We start from the raw sequence: 19,238 nt of genomic DNA on the forward strand, positions 1-19,238 counted from the left end.
GAAGGAATGGGATTTGTCACCGGAGCGCATACAATTGATACCAATACACAATTATCAAAAACCGAAATCGAAACCATGGGCTTTGTTGATGGTGCACATACTGTTGACACCGATACCCACGCCGACCAGACCGAAATCGAAGGTATGGGATTTGTCACCGGAGCACATACTGTGGATACTAATACACAATTATCAAAAACCGACATTGAAACAATGGGATTTGTTGATGGTGCACATACAGTAAATACCGATGATCAGGAAATTGATTTTTTCGCCTTTAATGGTTCTACTTTTGAGTTACAAATTGGTATAGAATCCGTAGTCCCTCGTAGAACGGTTAATTTATCATCTTTACATGCGGATGGTACCGAAACCAAAATGGTAGCAGGTAATTCTGACATAATAATTACAGGAGATGGTTCCGCAACATTACCTTATGGTATTTACAATAATTTTACTGAAGTTGATGGAAGTATTTCGAATGAAACAAATACAGGTTTTTCCGCGGTAACCGTTTCTGGAACAGATTACTTGAGAATATCCGACGCTACTGGAGATTTAGATGTTCCGCTGTCTGATTTAGCACATTCTGGAACCACAGGTTCTGTATTTTTTGCAGGTGCTGATGGAAAACCGACCGATAATAACGGCCAATTATTTTGGAATAATAGTAGTAATAGTTTTGGTGTAGGAACTGCAAGTCCTACAAATAAACTTCACGTTTCAGGTGCTATTCGTTCTGAAGGAATTCTAAATTCAAATGGAACCGTTAATGAACCATCATATAGATTTCATGGTGACACCAATACGGGTATGTATAGACCTGCTGCTGACGAAATCGGCTTCACTGTTGGTGGAATCCAAGCTTTAAAAATTGACGAAAACTCAAGTAACACCAAAGTTATAGTGAATGAAACCTTAGAGCTGGAAGGCGCGGTATTAGATAGTAGTGACTCTCCTGGTACATCTGGGCAAGTACTTAGTTCTACCGCTACGGGAACACAATGGGTAAATTCAATGAGTCCGATCAAAGCCTTCGGAAAAATTGCATCTACAGGTACGGTTACCAAAGCAACACCTGGGGTTACCACCACTAGAATTAGCAAGGGCTATTATCGTGTTACGCTACCGAGCGGGGCCGTTTCAGATGCCAACTACATTATTCAATTGACTCAACCCGGGAGAGGTGGTGTAGGAAATGATGATCCCGGCATCTCGTACAACAACCAAACAACAACAAGTTTTGAGGTCATAATCGGGGACAATGATAATGGTGGTACCGATAGAAGCCGATTTGATTCAGAATTTATGTTTACCATTTTAGATTTATAAAAATATACCATGCAAAAAATTCACATTCTTCTATTTTTAGTGCTCTGCTGGGGTTCATCCAAAGCACAAATTGACGGTACCCTATTACTCGGTCTTACTCAGGCAACGACCACCGAGATGAATGCCATTTCAAATGCCGTAGAAGGTTCATTACTTTATAATACGACCGAAAGCAAGGTATTTCAATATAACGGGTCCAATTGGGGCGCCGTCGGAGACTCTAATTCTTGGGGTATTTCAGGAAATTCAGGAACCTCATCGGGATCGAATTTCATAGGTTCTAAAGATGCCCAAGATTTAATTTTAAAATCAAATAACACAGAAAAACTCAGATTGGTCAACAATCGTGGGCAGGTGCTCGTCAATCGCGCCAATATTTTCAATAACCATCCATTGGTGATTAGGGCCAATGGCAATGATGTATTGGCATTTCAAGACGCCGCAGGTACATCAAAATGGCACTGGAATATACTGGGCGGAGGTTTAAATTTTGTCGAAACAGGAATTGCCGATTACAGGCTTTTTTTACAATATGGGGGTAACGTCGGATTTAACACATCTACACCCGAGTATACCGCCGATATTAACGGAACTGCCCGTATTATAAATACACCAACCATATCGGCCGCAACCAAGGTCTTGGTAAAAAATCCTACTACCGGGCAAATAAGTGAGCAGGCCATTCCTGCTTTAGGTTCGGGTAAGCTATTGGAAACAATACACGGAAGGGCATATTTCTACAACAACACTTGGTATTCGACTCACGACCAATATGGTACTTCCTATCAAAATTGGAACCAGAATAAAGGCACATCGACGACCCCGTCTTATAGTACGGCCGGCCAATCAGGCATACCGATTACCTCGGATATGGAATTGGTCAAATTTACTATGAAGAACGATTTTAATTCAAATCCATCAGGTTCACAATATATAAATTTGTCAGTATTGCGTGGAGGCTCCTATACATCAATAGGTACCTACACTATAACTACTGGATCCACCGTTATTTCAATAGAATCGCATACAGTCAACTTTCAACTCCAGGAAAACGACCTGTTAGTATGGGCCTGTAGAACGGTCGGTGGGGCCAATAGGCAATCCTATACATCACTGACTTTTGAGTTCGGTTATTAAAACCTGCAAACCTAAATTCATGAAAGGAATTATATTAGCCCTGTTAACAACGCAATTGGCCATGTCGCAAGAAGCTTTGCACAACTTCGGTTCGATGCAGATTCATGGAACGACATCCGTCGGTTTTCATCTTGATGTGACCAATGATGGCCTTTTGAGTCATAATACGGGTTTGGTCGGTTTCTATGGCGACGACAGAAGTTTGACGGTATCGGGCACTACCCGACCCACACTTTACGACACTGAAATAATTGTCGACCAAGGACTCTATTTGGAAATACCCATAGATATTTTAAACAATGCCAATTTCATTACTGGAAACATATACACCCCAAGGAGTCAATCGGACACTTATTTGCATTTTATCAATAATGCCTTTTATGTAGGCGAAAACCAGGTTTCCCTGGTAGACGGGTACGCTGCAATGACGGGCAAGAGTACATTTACTTTCCCGGTCGGTGATGACGAAAGATTACGTCCGTTAAGCTTAGTCTCCGAAACAAACATACCTTTTGCCAATTGCGCCTATTTCTTTGAAAATGCGGCTTCCCCTTCGACCTTCCCTAAAAGCTTCGACCCAAGCAGTACCGAAACGGAATATTTGGCCGTAAACGCGAAGGAATTTTGGGATTTAGAGAGCGCCGTATCGGGCAAGGTTACATTGAGTTGGGACGAATGGAGCAATATCGATGCCATCGCAGGCTTCATAAGTGACTTAAAGGTGATTGGTTGGAGCAAAGACCAACAGCAGTGGATCAACCTAGGAAACACCGATGTCAAAGGCGGTATGGCCTATGGGTCGATAACCTCGGAAGCCTTTATACCCGACGAGTATGAAATTATTACCATCGGAGGAAACAATGACAAATTACAGACTTTTGCGACCATAGAACTAGACAATTATTTCCTTACACCGAACGGTGATGGTAAAAACGATTTTCTTGTCTTCGATGGTATTGAAAATTCTGCTAGCAATGAACTTCAAATTTTTAATCGCTACGGCATATTGGTCTATTCCAAAAAAAATTATGACAATGAATTTAATGGAATAGCAAATAACGGGTTGGTTATAACGCAAAGTGAAGGTTTGCCCACCGGAATTTATTTTTACATCATTACCTTCAACGACTTAAAACAGAAACATCAGGGTTACCTATATATTTCCTCCAATGAGCCAAGATAGAAATACGGGCAATGTCAAAAAAATCAATGGTAAGTACGCTACTATAGTTCCGGTACTATTGAACGAGTGAAATCTTTATTTTTATTAGTAGAGCGATAAAACCTAAAATCGCAGCTGAATACAATCAATTTCTATGGAAATCTATACGATACAACCTATTACGCACGAAGAAACATATACTGTACGTCTTCAAGAACTTCGAAAAGGCGGAACCTTGGAAGATTGCCGTTTTGAAGGTGATGAATTGCAAACTACGGTACACCTAGGCGGGTTTCATGATAATACCTTGGTCGCGGTGGGCTCATTCTTCAAAAAAGACCACATGACCCATTCCTTGACCGATGCCTATCAACTTCGCGGCATGGCCGTGTTGGAAAAGCATTGGAATAAAGGTTACGGACAACAGTTACTTTCGTTTGGTGAACAATTATTCTCCGATAGAAATATCGATTTCATCTGGATGAACGCCCGCAAAAACGCTTTTGGTTTTTACGAAAAACTGGGATATTCAAGAATTGGCAGTATTTTTGAAGTAGCTGACATAGGAACACATCAAGTTTTGTTCAAGGAATTAAATCAAAACCCTAAATTGTAACAGATGCAACGCAGATCTTTTCTCGAAAAAAGTATTTTTACAGGTTTGGCCCTCACAGTCTTGCCGAATGTAGCACTTTCACAAAAACGAGATTGGGAATACTCTATCTTGGAATTGATGGGAAAAGCCGATATTGAACTCTTTGGTAAAGGAATCAACCTTAGGGAAGCGGCACATAATGCTTTTTTGAAAATGAAAAAAGCGGCTTACAGTGACGGCATCGATATTAAGATTGTATCAAGTTACAGAAGTTTTGACAGACAGGCCGCTATTTTTGAACGCAAGTATATCTCCTATACCGATAAGGGCATGGAACCCTTGGCGGCCATTGATAAAATTATTGAATATTCTACGATTCCTGGCACAAGCAGACATCACTGGGGCACCGATATCGATATTATAGATGGATATCGCAAGGTAGATGGCGACGTATTGGTTCCCTCTAAGTTCGAGGCCGGAGGACCTTTCGAAGATTTCAAAAAATGGATGGATGAAAATTCAAAAAAATTCGACTTCTATTTGGTATATACCGATGAACCCAAGAGAAAAGGATTCAAATATGAGCCTTGGCATTACAGCTATGCACCGCTTTCCATACCAATGTTAACAGAATTCAGGGGTAAAAACATTCCTATTTTGCTTAAGGAAGAAGATTTTTTAGGCAGTGAACATTTTACCACAGGGTTTATCAGAGATTATATCCGAAATAATATACTCGATATAAACCCAGAACTTTTATAGGCTTTTCGTATATTGAAATATCATAGGTAACTACAACGAACATGAGAGGAGGCAATTGGAAAATACGCATTTTAATAGGATTGGCTATTGTCGCCTTCGCCTATGTTCAGCGCTGCAGTAACAAAGAAACAAATCCGTATACCGGAAGAACCCAGACTATTGACATGTCGGCAGAGCAGGAAATAGCCATTGGTCTGCAGAGTGCCCCTGAAATTGCCCAAGAATACGGTGGACTTTATCCTGATGAGGCACTTCAAGCCCAAGTTGACAAAATCGGAAACCGATTGGTGCAAAGTAGTATAGCCAGTGAAACACCCTATAAATATGAGTTTCATTTATTGGCCGACGATCAGACCATAAATGCTTTTGCCCTTCCCGGCGGCCCCGTTTTTATCACCTATGCCCTCTTCAAACAATTGAACGAAGCACAATTGGCTGGTGTTCTGGGCCATGAAATTGGGCATGTAATCGGGCGACACTCGGCCGAACGTATCGCCGAGAGCAGTTTTTGGAAAACCATATCGATGGGCGCTTCGGTAGGTGCCGATGCCGGTGGCATCGTTGGTAGTATCGGGCAGAACACCCTATTGAAAAATGGTCGGGGCGATGAACTGGAAAGCGATGAGCTAGGGGTTCAGTTTATGCTTCAATCAGGTTATGACCCCAATGAAATGATTCGAGTAATGGAAATTCTAAAGGCTGCCGCGGGTCCCAACCGGGCACCTGAATTTCAGAGTACCCACCCTGATCCCGAAAATCGGATAGAGAAAATAAGGGAAGCTATAGAAAAGTATAAAAATCAATAGTTTATCCGCCTTTTAATCCGATAAAAAGCTTGACAAACGAGGGGCAATACCGTTTTGGTATTTGTACCCGTTGTTCTACCGGTAATTTCGTTGAACGACCATCCATTTTAGCATAATTTCTTTACTTTTACGGCACCCAAGAATCTTTATCACCTCAGATTTAACCCTTATAGCTTTAATTAATCATTTAAATAAAACTATATGGGAACGCTAGTACATTTTAAAAACCTTTACACAGAGGCATTCGAGAATTGCAAACCGACCATTGCGGTCGTAATTTTAAAGGCCTATTCGGTATTTTGTGCCTTAATGTTGATGATGGCATTTTATGCGCTAACCGACAGAGCCATAAACGGCTTCGAATTTTAGCACTTTGACATTCGCTCTTTTACTTGAACACTATAGGAAGTGAATATTTTAATAAAAAAAACCTGAAGGCCTTGCCTTCAGGTTTTTTCTTTTGATTGATGATAATAGCAAACTTAAATACCCATGGCCGCTTCTATGACGGCAAGAGCATCGTCTGCATTTGAAAGTTCGGCATACTTTTTAACGGTAAAACCTTTATCACTTTTTATTTTCAGGTTGGCCCCATTCTCGATCAACAACTCCAAAATTTCGGCCTTGTTGTAGCGTGCTGCAAATATGGCCGGAGTCATTCCGAGCGATTTTTGGTTAACATCTTCACCGAGTTCTATCATACGTTTTACGGTATCATAGTCGCCTTCTAAAATAGCTTTACAAAAAGAAGATACATTTAACTTTTTAACCGGCTTTGTTACAGTGATAAGTTTACTTTTTTCGATTGTACTTTCTGCTTTTACGACGGTAGCCGTCAATAAACAGCAGGCGATTGCTGTAAGAATTTTTTTTTTCATGATGAATGAATTTTAATTGATGATGAATTTATGATTGTTTATTAAGAGACTTTTTTGATTCAATTTTGTTACGTCGAATCCCCTGAAATAACAAAATTTTAACATATCAAAAATGCTATTTAACGCTCATATCCACTTCATTCTAACCAGAAAACAGAATTATTTACACCCGTCAAATTTTCCGATTAAATTTTATTTCAAGTGATTCGTTTGTAGCTGTTATATCGTACGAATCGCTAAATTATCAACGATAGCCATGATTCGGCGCAAAATTCCTAGCCAAAAATTCGTAAAGAGGCTTTAAAAAAGAAAGTCCAATTATTGGCAATTCGTATCAGAACACAGTACTTTTGATACCTGATAAAAATTCATTCCATGCACAAGAAAGTGATATTGATGATTTTAGATGGTTGGGGAAAATCACCTGACCCCAAAATCTCGGCCATAGACAATGCCAAAACCCCATTTATAGATTCACTATACAACAACTACCCGAATGCCAACCTGCTGACCTTCGGCATGAACGTAGGTTTACCTGCAGGGCAAATGGGAAACAGTGAAGTAGGCCATATGAACTTGGGGGCCGGAAGAATAGTATATCAAGATCTGGCTAAAATCAATTTGGCAATCAAGGAAAATACACTTAAAGACGAAAAGGTCTTAAGAGATGCCTTTGCCTATGCCAAAAAAAATAATAAAGCTGTTCATTTTCTAGGATTGGTCAGTGACGGAGGTGTTCATAGCCATACCGAACATTTAAAAGGTCTTATTCAAGCCGGTCACGCCTATGGTCTTGACAAAATGTTCGTTCATGCCTTTACCGATGGTCGCGATGTCGACCCTCGAAGTGGCAAAGGATATTTGGTCGATCTAAATGTTTTCTGCGCTGATAAGAATGCCAAATTAGCCTCCGTAATCGGCCGGTATTACGCCATGGACAGGGACAAAAGATGGGAACGTGTAAAATTGGCTTATGATGTTTTGGTAAACGCCAAAGGCGAAAAGACAACGGACATCGCCAAAGCAATGCAGGAGAGTTATGATAATGGTGTTACCGATGAGTTTATAAAGCCCCTTGTCATGGTAGACGACAAAGGAGAACCGCAGGCCACCATACAAGAGGATGATGTCGTTATTTTCTTCAATTTTAGAACAGACAGGGGAAGAGAATTAACAGAGGTACTGAATCAAGAAGACAGGCATGAAGAGAATATGCACAAGCTTAATCTCTATTACGTGACCATGACGAATTACGATGATTCTTTCAATGGTATACACGTAATTTATGACAAGGCGAATATTTCGGAAACCTTGGGCGAAGTACTTTCTAAAGCCGGCAAAAAACAGATACGCATTGCCGAGACGGAAAAATACCCACATGTTACTTTTTTCTTTAATGGTGGAAGGGAAGTTCCCTTTGATGGTGAACAACGTATTTTATGCCCCTCTCCAAAAGTGGCAACTTACGACCTGCAGCCTGAGATGAGTGCTTATGAAATTAGGGATGCCATCATACCCGAATTGGAGAAAGGCGAAGTTGATTTTGTGTGCCTAAATTTTGCCAACCCTGATATGGTAGGACATACAGGTGATATGGCCGCAGCCATAAAGGCATGTGAAGTGGTCGATGGATGTGCCAAAGACGTTATAACCGCAGCTTCCAAAAACGGATATTCTACCATTGTAATTGCGGATCACGGTAATTGTGATACCATGGTAAACCCAGATGGAAGCCCAAATACGGCACATACAACGAATCCTGTACCTTTGATTTTGGTTGACAAAGATATCAAGGAAATTAAGGATGGGGTTTTGGGCGACATCGCACCAACAATATTAAAAATGATGGGGGTCGAACAACCCAAATTAATGACCCAGAAATCTTTGGTTTAAGACAAATAAACCAAAAGTTTTACATTTGCAAGCTATGATAAAAATTAAAACACCCGAGGAAATAGAATTGATGCGCGAAAGTGCTTTGATCGTCTCTAAGACTTTAGGTATGTTGGCTTCCAAGATCAAGCCTGGCGTTACTTCCTTACAATTGGATAAAATGGCCGAAGCATTTATTCGCGACCATGGGGCCGAACCCGGATTTTTAGGTATGTACGACTTTCCAAACTCCTTGAACATGAGTCCGAATGCCCAAGTAGTTCATGGCATACCTAACGATGAACCTTTAAAAGATGGCGATATTATATCTGTTGACTGCGGATCGTTTAAAAATGGATATTATGGAGATCATGCCTATACCTTTGAAGTAGGTGAAGTTGCAGAAGAAACCAAAAAATTGCTACGGGTCACCAAAGAATCACTTTATGCTGGTATTCGTGAGTTTAGAGAAGGAAATCGAGTCGGTGACGTAGCCTACGCCATTCAAAATTATTGTGAAAGTCATGGTTACGGCGTAGTAAGGGAATTAGTAGGCCATGGACTTGGAAAAAAACTACATGAGAGTCCTGAAATGCCAAATTATGGCAAGCGCGGAAGAGGTAAAAAGTTTGTCGAGGGTATGGTAGTAGCTATCGAACCCATGATCAATATGGGAACACGCAGAATTAAGCAACTCAAAGACGGTTGGACGATTCTTACGGCAGACGGACAACCCAGCGCCCATTTTGAACACGATGTAGCCATCGTAGATGGTAAGCCAGAGCTGCTTTCTACCTTTCAATATATTTATGATGCATTAGGCATCAAGAGTGATGAAGAGGATGAATTCCGAAAAAAAGTGAACAACTAACAGTTGGCAATGACCAGTTGAAAAAACTTTCTAAGCTCATACTTAATATCGTACCAAGACCACTGCTCATTAAATTGAGTTATTGGGCAGGTCCGTTTATTGCCTTTATTATGCGCGGGGATACATATACCGACCCCATAGACGGTAAAAGTTTTAGAAAGTTTCTCACTTACGGTTATGAAAAACCTCGGGAAAATGTACTCTCTCCCTCTACCCTATCTTTAGAGCGCCATCGGCTCCTGTGGCTCTTTTTAAAGAACAAGACAGATTTTTTCACAGCCAAGCACAAGGTATTACACTTTGCACCCGAACAAGCCTTCTATAAGCGCTTTAGAGGCCTTATCAACCTAGATTACACCACTACTGACCTCAACTCCCCTTTAGCCGATGTGAGGGCCGATATTTGTGCGCTCCCGTTTTCCGATAACTCTTTTGACGTAATTTTCTGTAACCATGTTTTGGAACATATACCCGACGACACCAAAGCCATGCAAGAATTATATCGTGTGCTAAGACCGGGTGGATGGGGTGTTTTTCAAATTCCGCAAGACTTGACCCGCGTAAAAACTTATGAAGACGATAGCATTATCGATCGCAGGGAAAGGGCAAAGGTCTTTGGACAATACGATCATGTACGTATCTATGGCAGAGACTATTTTGACAAACTTCGCAGTATTGGGTTCAAAGTCGAAGAAATAGATTTTACCGCCTCATTGACCCCAGTTGAAATCGAGAAATTCCGGTTGGCAAAAGGAGAAATCATACCTTTCGTGAGAAAATAGTTCCCCTTGTAGTTTTCCCATTTCCGAATCTTGGCATCAAAGGAAAACCATGGCGATGATACAAAACAACACTTTGTTTATTTAATCACTAAAGCTTTAAATCCTTCGGTCATAAACTCCTGCGTATTTCCTTGCTCATCGAGATATACGATATAGGCTTCAAGCTCGCGCTGCTTGGTCAAAAACTTTAGGGCATCGTCTAAATCCATAGCCATAAATGCGGTGGCATAGGCATCTGCCTTGGCGCAGGTGTTGGCCAAAATTGTCGCTCCCAACGTGTTCGAATTCTTTGTGAATCCCGTTATGGGGTCAACCGTATGCACATACTTTTTTCCCGTGACCGGATCTACCCTAAAATGGCGATAATTACCGGAAGATGCCAACGCCTTATTCTTAAGCCCGATCATCAACTTCATCCTTCGCATCTCCTCCATCTGAGGATCATCAACACCGACCGTCCAAGGTTTTTCCTTGAGCTTGTTCGAACCTCTGCCCACTAGTTCTCCACCTACTTCGATAAGATAGTCTTCTATTCCCTTTAAATCGAATAAAAGGGCCAATCGGTCTATGGCATAGCCCTTGGCTACGGCATTAAAATCAAAATAAATATTAGGATTCGATTTTTTTACCGTGCCTTTTTCGGTCATACAAACCTTATCAAACCCTACGAACTCCAACAGACTGTCGACCTGTACACTATCCATTTTAATCTGCACCCCAGGACCAAACCCCCAAGCATTTACCAATGACCCAACAGTAGGATCAAAATAGCCATTGGTTTTCTGATGGATATCTTTGGAGAGCACAAAAACATCATGAAACATATCATCAACAACAATTGTTGAATCACCGCGATTAATTTTTGAAATATCAGAATCGGGAATATAGGTCGACAACGAATGGTTTACCGCATTGAAAACGGAGTCGATTTCTGCTTGAAAATCGAGTTCTTTATCCGATAGATAGATAATATTATAAGTCGTGCCCAGCGCTTGCCCAGAATTACTATTTCTGACTATGGTGGTGCCGTTCGAAGTGCAAGAAATAAAAACCGTTATACAAAGAAAACTAAAAACGCTACGCATTGCTTATTTCAATAAGGCCGTGATACTGTACAATATATTCTTCATTCAAATATACAGGTAGTTCTTGATTTGTGGCATTATATAATCCAACTCCCGCATAATAGGTACGCGCTTCATGTTTTGAAGCGTGATCTTTCATTTTCTGCATTAACGAACGATTATATTTTGTAGGATCTTCAGGGTAACTTACACTGCGCACTACGATAAAATGAAGTTCTTTTTCTTTAAGACAAACGAACTGTGGATTCTTCTTAGGCTTGCTGTTTACCCCCATGAATTCAAACCCTTCGGCTTCCAATTCCCTACCGACAATATTCATGGCCAAATTGTGCAATTCTTGTTCTGTCAAAGGTTTGCCCATATTCTAAAATTAAGCTAAAAAAACCTGACAGGTTTGAAAATCTGTCAGGTTTGTTAGTTATGATTGTTCAACGATAAATCGGTATTCGTGATGTTTAACCACCAAAATCGTCAAAACGGATATGCTCATCAGGGATACCGAAATCTTCTCCCATTTTCTGAACCGCCTTGTTCATCAATGGAGGTCCACAGAAATAAAGTTCAATATCTTCAGGCGATTCATGAAGGCTCAAATAGTTGTCGATCACACAGTTATGGATAAAACCAACGAAGCCATCACCCGGTGCATCAATATTTTCCTTCACTTTCCAATTATCTTCTTCCATTGGCTCTGATAGTGCCAAATAGAATTTGAAATTCGGAAATTCTCTTTCCAATTCATAAAAATGCTCTAAATAGAACAATTCCCTTTTTGAACGTCCTCCGTACCAATACGTTACCTTTCTATTTGTTTTCAAAGTTTTGAAAAGATGGTACAAATGCGAACGCATGGGTGCCATACCGGCTCCACCACCGACATAAAGCATTTCAGAATCTGACTCGTTGATGAAGAATTCACCATAAGGTCCTGAAATCACCACTTTATCACCTGGCTTTTGGGCAAATATAAAAGATGAGGCCACCCCAGGATTAACCGTCATCCAACCGTTTTTGGAACGATCCCACGGTGGGGTAGCAATTCTTACATTCAACATAATCTCTCTACCTTCAGCAGGGTAAGAAGCCATTGAATACGCTCTTTCCACTGTTTCAGGATTTTTCATTACCAACGGCCACAATCCAAACTTATCCCATTCAGCTTGAAACTTATCAGGAGTTTCATGCTCTTCGGGGTGAGCCGTAATATCAATATCGGAATACTTTATCTCACATGGAGGAATTTCGATTTGAATATATCCACCGGCCTTATAGTTCATATCCTCTGGAATCTGCACTACAAACTCTTTGATAAAGGAAGCCACATTGTAATTACGAACAACGGTAGCATCCCATTTTTTAATTCCAAAAACTTCTTCAGGAATGGTAATCTCCATGTCTTGCTTCACTTTCACCTGGCAAGCTAAACGAGCACCATGGTTCAATTCCTTTTTCGAGAAATGAGGGGTCTCGGTAGGCAATGCCTCGCCACCACCCGAAAGCACATGACATTCACATTGGATACAGGTACCACCACCACCACATGCAGAAGGAAGAAATATTTTCTGGTTACCTAAAGTAGAAAGTAAAGAGCTACCTGAACCCACTTCTATTTTCTTTTCACCATTTATAGTAATGGTTACAGGTCCCGAAGGAGATAATTTTTCTTTGGTAAACAATAAAAGTGCGACCAAGAGCAGCAGTAGTATCATAAATGAGACTACGGTAATCAATATGGTTCCACCTGTACTTGCAGCTAAAATCATGTTTATTTGTTTATGACATCGTTATAAGAAACCTCTTTTTCCTCGATTTCTTTTTTAATTTCTTTTTTCTCCTCAGTTTTTACAGCAGTATTTTCCTCTACCGGTGGTGCAGCATCGTCACCTCCAGTCAACATACCCCCAAAACTCTGAAAACCAATTCCCATCAACCCGGTAATGATAAATGTAATGCCCAACCCCCTCAATGGTGGCGGAACATTGGAATACCGAATTTTTTCACGTATCGCCGCAATGGCCAATATCGCCAAGAACCATCCGATACCTGAACTCACACCGTAGTTGAAAGCGAGACCCAAAGTTTCTATCTGTCGCGATTGCATAAATAATGATCCACCAAGAATTGCACAGTTTACCGCAATTAAGGGTAAAAAGATTCCCAAGGAATTATAAAGTGACGGAGAAAATTTTTCCACAACAATCTCTACCAACTGTACCATAGTGGCTATGGTAGCGATAAAAAGAATAAAGGAAAGAAAACTCAGGTTGTAATCGGCGTATTCAGGCCCTAGCCAAGCCAAAGCTCCATCTTGCAACAAATACTTATCCAACAACCAGTTCAAAGGTACGGTCACCGCCAATACGAAAATAACTGCGGCTCCAAGACCAACGGCGGTAGCGACCTTCTTGGAAACCGCCAAGTAGGAACACATACCCAAGAACACGGCAAAAACCATGTTGTCGATAAATATGGACCTAAAAAACAATTCTACATGCTCTAGCATAATTCTTTTATTAAATTTTGTTTAGTTGTCTTCTATCAAAGCTTTGTTTCGCGAACGTTGTACCCAAATAATGATGCCTACAACAATTAATGCCGCCGGAGGGATAATCATGAATCCGTTGTTTTCATACCCTGTAGCGTAAAGTCCGGTTTTTTCAATAGGATTTCCCAAAACAGGAATACCGAATAGCGTACCTGAACCCAATAATTCCCTGAAAAAGCCGACGATGACCAAAATTACGCCGTAGCCCAAAGAGTTACCGATACCATCTAAAAACGATCTCCATGGCCCGTTGGCCAAAGCAAAAGCCTCGAACCGACCCATGATGATACAGTTGGTAATAATCAAGCCTACAAAGACCGAAAGTGTTTTACTCAGCTCATAGGCAAAAGCCTTCAATACCTGGTCAACAATAATAACCAAGGTCGCAACTACTACAAGCTGTACAATGATCCTTATTTTTGAGGGAATGATATTTCGCATCAACGAAATGACCACGTTACCCAAACCGAGTACGAACATTACCGATATGGCCATTACGATAGAGGCCTTAAGTTCGGCGGTAATCGCCAAGGCCGAACAAATACCCAAAACCTGAATGGTAATCGGGTTGTTGTCAGCTAATGGATCTAAAATCAGATTTGCATCTTTTTTTGTCAATAGTGCCATAGTTTATTTTTTTGTTCTGATGGTTTCCAAATAAGGTTTATAAAGTCGAACACTTTCCTGTATCATAGCAGACACCCCATTACCAGTAATGGTAGCCCCGGCAAGCGCATCAACCTCATTGTCGTCTTTTTCCTTGTTCAATGGGTCATTATTGCCCTTGGCTACGTTGATGCCGGCATATCGGGTACCATCCAAAATAGATTCCCCAGAAAAATCATCCATGAAGTAACGTTGTTTGATGTTGGCGCCAAGACCAGGAGTTTCCCCTTTATGATCAAAATATACGCCTTGTACCACCAAGTTATCATCCAATGAAATAAAGCCCCAAATGGCATCCCATAAACCTTTTCCGTACATAGGAATGATGTAGTACTTTTTTCCATCTTTATCACCTATGAACAAAGGCAACTTAGGAGAACCACCACTCTTTGCTATAGCCAATTGTTTCTTCAAGTCAATAAGATAGGCCTCATTGTCGGGTGTAGTTTTATCACCATCGATTACCAATTGCTCTGTGATGTATTTCGAAAACTCGCCTTCGACCACGTCGGTAGGAACAAAACTAACACTACCTTCATCGGCATTTTCGTTAACACCCATCGCATATAGAATGTTCTGTTGTTTTTCGAACCGCTCGTTCTCTTCAATTTTTTCTTTCAGGCCCGAAGCTAAAAAGGCCAGTACCGACCCAACGACCACAACCATAACGGCCGCAAAGACAACGGTGTATAAATTTTTATCTGTGTTGATCGCCATAATTAAATTGTTTCTGCTTTAAGTTCTTTTGCTGCGCCCTCAGAATCTTTGGGTAAAATAGTCGCATTTTTTAGACGTTTCATTCTGCGCTTTATATTGCCACGGATAACATAGTGATCAATAGTCGGTGCAAAAACATTCATTAAAAGAATGGCCAAGAAAACACCCTCGGGATAAGCAGGATTGAACACCCGGATCATCACCGACATAAACCCGATAAAAAATCCATAAATCCATTTACCTCTGTTGGTCTGTGCGCCTGTCACTGGATCCGTTGCCATATAGACAATACCAAAAGCCAAACCGCCTACCAATAAGTGTTTCCAGTAATCAAAGCTCATCAATCCGTAAAACTTACTTGTTTCGGTTATCCACCCCTGATCAACAACCCCGTTAAAGGCAAGCCCCATAACCAATGAACCTATTACGGCACTGAGCATAATACGCCAGCTGGCTATTTTACTAAAAATCAAGAAGAGCCCTCCCAATAGAATTAGAAAGGTAGAAGTCTCACCTACCGAACCAGGAATAAATCCGAAGAACATATCGGAAATAGAATAGGAATATTCATGACCCTGTGCCAAAAATCCTAAAATCGTCTCTCCGGAAATAGCATCGGGACCACCCGCCAAATCAACAGCTTCGTGAACCCAAACCTTATCACCACTCATCCACGTAGGATAGGCGAAGAATAAAAAGGCCCTAATAGTCAAAGCCGGATTAAGAATGTTCATACCCGTACCACCAAAAACCTCTTTTCCGATTACTACGCCGAAGACAACGGCTACGGCCAACATCCAAAGTGGTGTATCAATAGGAACAATTAAAGGCACTAACATACCGGTAACCAAGTATCCTTCTTCTACCTCGTGACCTTTGATTACCGCAAAAATAAATTCAACGATAAGACCAACCCCATACGATACGATGACCAATGGCAATACGGTTGTGATGCCTACCCAAAAGTTTTCCCAAGTAAGAAAATCATTCCATAACGAAAAGTTTTCTGGAAATCCGTTGATAGCCGAAAAGTGCTGGTACCCCGCATTAAACATGGAGAACAACAAAACCGGAACCAATGCCATGATAACGGTATTCATCGTACGTTTCAAATCATCGGCAGCTCGAACATGCGAGCCGGAGTGCGTCGTTTCATCAGGTGCAAACAAAAACGTATGAAACGCATTGAAGGCCGGGGCCATTTTCTTGTCCCGATAATGATGCTTTAAAATGTGCAATCTCTTTTTAAAAGTCAATCTTTTATCGCTCATCTTTATCCTATTTCTTTATATAATAAATCTAGCCCCTCCCTAATGATGCGCTGGTGCGGTTGCTTTGATATACAAATGAATTCAGTCAATGAAAAATCTTCGGGAGCCACTTCATACAAGCCCAATTGCTCCATTTCATCTAAATCTTGAACCATGCATGCCTTAAGCAATTGCATGGGATAAATATCCATCGGAAAAACTTTTTCGTACATTCCTGTTACCACGAATGCCCTGTGCTCTCCATTGGTATTGGTGGTCAACTCATATTTTTTATTGGGTTGCAACCAAGAGAAGGTCAAAGCACGGGTCGCCGATATTTTATTGAATACGGGTTTGTTCCATCCGAACAACTCATAATCATCACCTTCGGGAATCGCTGTAACCGTATTATTGTAATACCCTAAATAACCATCTTGTCTGCTTTTCGAACCTGTAAGCACGTCACCGTTGATGACCCGAAAGTTATCGGTATTGACACCACTGGCATACAAAAAGGTAGAAATTTCAGTTCCAATTTTAGTTCTGTAATATTTTGGCGCTTTAACCGAAGACCCTGCCAAAGCAACAATACGCTCGGCATTGAATTTCCCGGTCAATAGTAACTCCCCAATAATAACAAGATCTTGTGGGTTGACCGTCCAAACGACCTCTCCTTTATTTATGGGATCTATTTTATTTATTTGAGTACCGACCAAACCTGCGGGGTGCGGCCCAGAAACGTTGTGCAACGTTATGCCGCTTAAGCCGGTCATAGGTGAGCCTGAAGACTTTCCTATCGACACATGAACTTTGCCCGGAGTCAATTTACCTAAAGCACTCACTGCTGCCTGCAACTCCTTTTCTTTTCCCTGCAACACAAAATCGTAGTCTGCAGCCAAAGGAGCCGTACTATAGGCAGAAATAAAAATAGCCTTGGGTGTATCATCAGGATTGGCAATAATATCATAAGGTCTTTGCTTGACAAAAGGCCAGCAACCGCCCTTGAGCAAGTAAGCCTTAATATCGACGGCAGAGGCGTTCTCGAAATCGAGCTTCGCATGCTCTAATTGACCTTGGGTCTTATCTGCCAATATTTTCAATGTCAGAATACGTCTGCGGGCACCACGCTCAATTTCAACTAGCTCACCGCTGACAGGCGAAACAAACACCATGTCTTGATTGTTCTTGTTGTAGAAAAGCGCTTCACCTGCTTTCACCTCAGCACCCTGTTTAACGAGCATCTTTGGTGTTATTCCGTGAAAATCTTTGAGATTTATTGCGTAAACATTGCTTAAAACGGCTTTGGAAATGGTCTGTTCTGCTTCACCGACGAGGTTAATGTTCAAGCCCTTTTTAATTCGGATGTCTTTGGACATATCTTTGTAGACCTTATGTTAAAATTTCGTGCAAATTTAGTACTTAAAAGAAAGTTTTCATAATTATTGACTATAAATTTGGGCATTACGACGATGTTAATTTTTTAGGTATGCTTTTTGTTTACCTTTGCCCTAAAAATTGTATATAAATGCGCATTATTCTTCAACAGCTCGTGCTGCTACTTATTTCAACTGCAATTTTTGCGCAAGTTCAAGAGGAGGTCACTCCACCAGAACACATAAAATCGATAATTTTCAAAGGGCCGACCGAAGACCAATTTCCCATAGCACAAATTGGCGAATCGATATATCTTGAGTTTGATGACCTTTCGGCAAGTGAACAAGACTACTACTATAAAATTGTTCACTGCGACTATGATTGGACCCCCTCATCTTTATTAAAATCACAATATTTAAAAGGAGTCGACAACCAGCGGATCATTGATTACGAAAATAGCTACACTACTTTACAACCGTATTCAAATTACAGACTGACCATTCCCAATGACAATGTACGATTAAAAGTCAGTGGCAACTATCTTATTGAAATTTATAACAGCACCTATGAGCTTCAATTCTCAAGAAGATTTGTAATCTATAAAGATTTGGTACAGGTCGGAGGCGTTGTAAAGCGCTCAAGGGATTTTAACTTTTTGAACGAAAAACAGGTAGTTCAATTTACGATCAATGCCAATAATTTTCAGTTGGTCAACCCTAAAAAAGAGGTCAAAATTGCCATTTTGCAAAATTACTACTGGCCCACTGCGATTCATAACGTACCTCCTCAATTCACCATGGGCACCGAACTGGTCTATAAATACGATGAAGAAACCAGTTTTTTCGGTGGCAACGAATTCTTGAATTTCGATACCAAAGACCTTAGGGCCCCAAGTGCAGCCATTGCCAAGATCGAACTGCTCGATATTTACCAGCACTATCTTTTTTCCGACATGTACCGGTACAACAGACCCTATACCTACTACCCTGATATTAATGGTGATTTCGTCATCAGAACCCTTCAAGGGGACGATAATTCAAGGGAAGCGGAATATTCAAATGTACATTTCAGTTTACCCTATGATCAATTATTGAATCTAGACGATGTCTATATCTTCGGAAAGTATAACAATTACGAACTTATTGAGGAAAACAAGATGACCTACAACGAAAACAACGGCATGATGGAAGCCCAAATAAAACTAAAACAGGGCTTTTACAACTATAAATATGCCATTCGCCGTGAAGATGGAACGATAGAACTCAATACTATTGGAGGTAATTTCCATTTCACCGAGAACAATTACCTGATATTGGTTTATTACAGAAATTTCGGAGATCTTTATGACAGCATCATCGGTGTTGGTTCGGCAAATTCTAGAAACATAACTAATTGACGTATATT

The 19,238-nt window shown here is 40.8% G+C and carries 20 protein-coding genes; 11 read left to right on the forward strand and 9 right to left on the reverse strand.

Annotated elements, in window-relative coordinates; all coding sequences use genetic code 11:
- The 7 genes from BLS33_RS24830 to BLS33_RS24835 form a co-directional block, all read left to right on the forward strand.
- Positions 1-1,332: hypothetical protein (locus tag BLS33_RS24830; RefSeq protein WP_176801367.1), on the forward strand; the 1,332-nt coding region annotated here is incomplete at its 5' end.
- Between the two features lie 9 nt (positions 1,333-1,341).
- On the forward strand, positions 1,342-2,469 hold the full coding sequence (locus BLS33_RS10140) for a hypothetical protein (protein ID WP_089888218.1): 1,128 nt from the start codon (positions 1,342-1,344) through the stop codon (positions 2,467-2,469).
- Positions 2,470-2,488: 19 nt separating this feature from the next.
- Positions 2,489-3,652: a T9SS type B sorting domain-containing protein gene (locus tag BLS33_RS10145; RefSeq protein ID WP_245731378.1), complete on the forward strand. Its 1,164-nt coding sequence runs from the start codon at positions 2,489-2,491 to the stop codon at positions 3,650-3,652.
- Between the two features lie 133 nt (positions 3,653-3,785).
- A complete protein-coding gene (locus BLS33_RS10150; RefSeq protein WP_089888220.1) occupies positions 3,786-4,247 on the forward strand; it encodes a GNAT family N-acetyltransferase in 462 nt (153 codons plus the stop codon).
- 3 nt (positions 4,248-4,250) lie between these two features.
- Entirely contained in the window at positions 4,251-4,988 is a 738-nt protein-coding gene (locus tag BLS33_RS10155; RefSeq protein ID WP_089888223.1) for a M15 family metallopeptidase, read from the forward strand.
- Positions 4,989-5,029: 41 nt separating this feature from the next.
- Positions 5,030-5,794, forward strand: coding sequence for a M48 family metalloprotease (locus tag BLS33_RS10160; RefSeq protein ID WP_089888225.1), 765 nt, complete (start codon positions 5,030-5,032; stop codon positions 5,792-5,794).
- Between the two features lie 201 nt (positions 5,795-5,995).
- Positions 5,996-6,163 (forward strand): DUF6747 family protein, encoded by a 168-nt coding sequence (locus BLS33_RS24835; RefSeq protein ID WP_176801368.1) that lies wholly within the window; start codon positions 5,996-5,998, stop codon positions 6,161-6,163.
- Between the two features lie 113 nt (positions 6,164-6,276).
- On the opposite strand, the gene BLS33_RS10165 is transcribed toward BLS33_RS24835, so the two are convergent.
- Positions 6,277-6,672 carry an ankyrin repeat domain-containing protein gene (locus BLS33_RS10165; RefSeq protein WP_089888227.1) on the reverse strand — a complete coding sequence of 132 codons (396 nt, stop codon included), beginning with the start codon at positions 6,670-6,672 and terminating at the stop codon, positions 6,277-6,279.
- A 375-nt stretch (positions 6,673-7,047) separates the two neighbouring features.
- On the opposite strand from BLS33_RS10165, the gene gpmI reads away from it, so the two are divergent.
- The 3 genes from gpmI to BLS33_RS10180 are packed head-to-tail and all read left to right on the forward strand — an operon-like array spanning position 7,048 to position 10,197.
- Positions 7,048-8,565 carry a 2,3-bisphosphoglycerate-independent phosphoglycerate mutase gene (gene gpmI / locus BLS33_RS10170; protein WP_089888229.1) on the forward strand — a complete coding sequence of 506 codons (1,518 nt, stop codon included), beginning with the start codon at positions 7,048-7,050 and terminating at the stop codon, positions 8,563-8,565.
- Positions 8,566-8,599: 34 nt separating this feature from the next.
- Positions 8,600-9,415: a type I methionyl aminopeptidase gene (gene map, locus BLS33_RS10175; RefSeq protein WP_089888232.1), complete on the forward strand. Its 816-nt coding sequence runs from the start codon at positions 8,600-8,602 to the stop codon at positions 9,413-9,415.
- 17 nt (positions 9,416-9,432) lie between these two features.
- Positions 9,433-10,197, forward strand: coding sequence for a class I SAM-dependent methyltransferase (locus BLS33_RS10180; protein WP_089888234.1), 765 nt, complete (start codon positions 9,433-9,435; stop codon positions 10,195-10,197).
- Positions 10,198-10,274: 77 nt separating this feature from the next.
- On the opposite strand, the gene BLS33_RS10185 is transcribed toward BLS33_RS10180, so the two are convergent.
- The 8 genes from BLS33_RS10185 to BLS33_RS10220 form a co-directional block, all read right to left on the reverse strand.
- A complete protein-coding gene (locus BLS33_RS10185; protein WP_089888236.1) occupies positions 10,275-11,282 on the reverse strand; it encodes an FAD:protein FMN transferase in 1,008 nt (335 codons plus the stop codon).
- Positions 11,275-11,643 (reverse strand): Na(+)-translocating NADH-quinone reductase subunit F, encoded by a 369-nt coding sequence (locus tag BLS33_RS10190; RefSeq protein WP_089888238.1) that lies wholly within the window; start codon positions 11,641-11,643, stop codon positions 11,275-11,277. Before BLS33_RS10190 ends, BLS33_RS10185 begins: the two co-directional genes overlap by 8 nt.
- Before the next feature lie 94 nt (positions 11,644-11,737).
- On the reverse strand, positions 11,738-13,045 hold the full coding sequence (gene nqrF / locus BLS33_RS10195; protein WP_089888240.1) for an NADH:ubiquinone reductase (Na(+)-transporting) subunit F: 1,308 nt from the start codon (positions 13,043-13,045) through the stop codon (positions 11,738-11,740).
- Between the two features lie 2 nt (positions 13,046-13,047).
- Complete coding sequence (gene nqrE / locus BLS33_RS10200; protein WP_089888243.1) at positions 13,048-13,785, reverse strand: NADH:ubiquinone reductase (Na(+)-transporting) subunit E; 738 nt, start codon at positions 13,783-13,785, stop codon at positions 13,048-13,050.
- Between the two features lie 21 nt (positions 13,786-13,806).
- On the reverse strand, positions 13,807-14,454 hold the full coding sequence (locus BLS33_RS10205) for an NADH:ubiquinone reductase (Na(+)-transporting) subunit D (protein ID WP_089888246.1): 648 nt from the start codon (positions 14,452-14,454) through the stop codon (positions 13,807-13,809).
- A gap of 3 nt (positions 14,455-14,457) precedes the next feature.
- Positions 14,458-15,210, reverse strand: a complete 753-nt coding sequence (locus BLS33_RS10210; protein WP_089888248.1) for a Na(+)-translocating NADH-quinone reductase subunit C — start codon at positions 15,208-15,210, stop codon at positions 14,458-14,460.
- Between the two features lie 2 nt (positions 15,211-15,212).
- On the reverse strand, positions 15,213-16,481 hold the full coding sequence (locus BLS33_RS10215; RefSeq protein WP_089888250.1) for an NADH:ubiquinone reductase (Na(+)-transporting) subunit B: 1,269 nt from the start codon (positions 16,479-16,481) through the stop codon (positions 15,213-15,215).
- 2 nt (positions 16,482-16,483) lie between these two features.
- On the reverse strand, positions 16,484-17,836 hold the full coding sequence (locus tag BLS33_RS10220; protein WP_089888252.1) for a Na(+)-translocating NADH-quinone reductase subunit A: 1,353 nt from the start codon (positions 17,834-17,836) through the stop codon (positions 16,484-16,486).
- A gap of 149 nt (positions 17,837-17,985) precedes the next feature.
- Here BLS33_RS10220 and BLS33_RS10225 point away from each other — a divergent pair, with 149 nt between their 5' ends.
- Complete coding sequence (locus BLS33_RS10225; protein WP_089888254.1) at positions 17,986-19,230, forward strand: type IX secretion system plug protein; 1,245 nt, start codon at positions 17,986-17,988, stop codon at positions 19,228-19,230.
- The last annotated feature ends 8 nt before the right edge of the window (positions 19,231-19,238 follow it).

This window comes from Kriegella aquimaris (genome assembly GCF_900103215.1).
In the GTDB taxonomy this organism is placed as follows: domain Bacteria; phylum Bacteroidota; class Bacteroidia; order Flavobacteriales; family Flavobacteriaceae; genus Kriegella; species Kriegella aquimaris.

Coding starts and splice junctions, on each gene's coding strand:
- BLS33_RS10140 (WP_089888218.1), top strand. CDS start 1,342: ATGCAAAAAATTCACATTCTTCTATTTTTAGTGCTCTGCTGGGGTTCA.
- BLS33_RS10145 (WP_245731378.1), top strand. CDS start 2,489: ATGAAAGGAATTATATTAGCCCTGTTAACAACGCAATTGGCCATGTCG.
- BLS33_RS10150 (WP_089888220.1), top strand. CDS start 3,786: ATGGAAATCTATACGATACAACCTATTACGCACGAAGAAACATATACT.
- BLS33_RS10155 (WP_089888223.1), top strand. CDS start 4,251: ATGCAACGCAGATCTTTTCTCGAAAAAAGTATTTTTACAGGTTTGGCC.
- BLS33_RS10160 (WP_089888225.1), top strand. CDS start 5,030: ATGAGAGGAGGCAATTGGAAAATACGCATTTTAATAGGATTGGCTATT.
- BLS33_RS24835 (WP_176801368.1), top strand. CDS start 5,996: ATGGGAACGCTAGTACATTTTAAAAACCTTTACACAGAGGCATTCGAG.
- BLS33_RS10165 (WP_089888227.1), bottom strand. CDS start 6,672: ATGAAAAAAAAAATTCTTACAGCAATCGCCTGCTGTTTATTGACGGCT.
- gpmI (WP_089888229.1), top strand. CDS start 7,048: ATGCACAAGAAAGTGATATTGATGATTTTAGATGGTTGGGGAAAATCA.
- map (WP_089888232.1), top strand. CDS start 8,600: ATGATAAAAATTAAAACACCCGAGGAAATAGAATTGATGCGCGAAAGT.
- BLS33_RS10185 (WP_089888236.1), bottom strand. CDS start 11,282: ATGCGTAGCGTTTTTAGTTTTCTTTGTATAACGGTTTTTATTTCTTGC.
- BLS33_RS10190 (WP_089888238.1), bottom strand. CDS start 11,643: ATGGGCAAACCTTTGACAGAACAAGAATTGCACAATTTGGCCATGAAT.
- nqrF (WP_089888240.1), bottom strand. CDS start 13,045: ATGATTTTAGCTGCAAGTACAGGTGGAACCATATTGATTACCGTAGTC.
- nqrE (WP_089888243.1), bottom strand. CDS start 13,785: ATGCTAGAGCATGTAGAATTGTTTTTTAGGTCCATATTTATCGACAAC.
- BLS33_RS10205 (WP_089888246.1), bottom strand. CDS start 14,454: ATGGCACTATTGACAAAAAAAGATGCAAATCTGATTTTAGATCCATTA.
- BLS33_RS10210 (WP_089888248.1), bottom strand. CDS start 15,210: ATGGCGATCAACACAGATAAAAATTTATACACCGTTGTCTTTGCGGCC.
- BLS33_RS10215 (WP_089888250.1), bottom strand. CDS start 16,481: ATGAGCGATAAAAGATTGACTTTTAAAAAGAGATTGCACATTTTAAAG.
- BLS33_RS10220 (WP_089888252.1), bottom strand. CDS start 17,836: ATGTCCAAAGACATCCGAATTAAAAAGGGCTTGAACATTAACCTCGTC.
- BLS33_RS10225 (WP_089888254.1), top strand. CDS start 17,986: ATGCGCATTATTCTTCAACAGCTCGTGCTGCTACTTATTTCAACTGCA.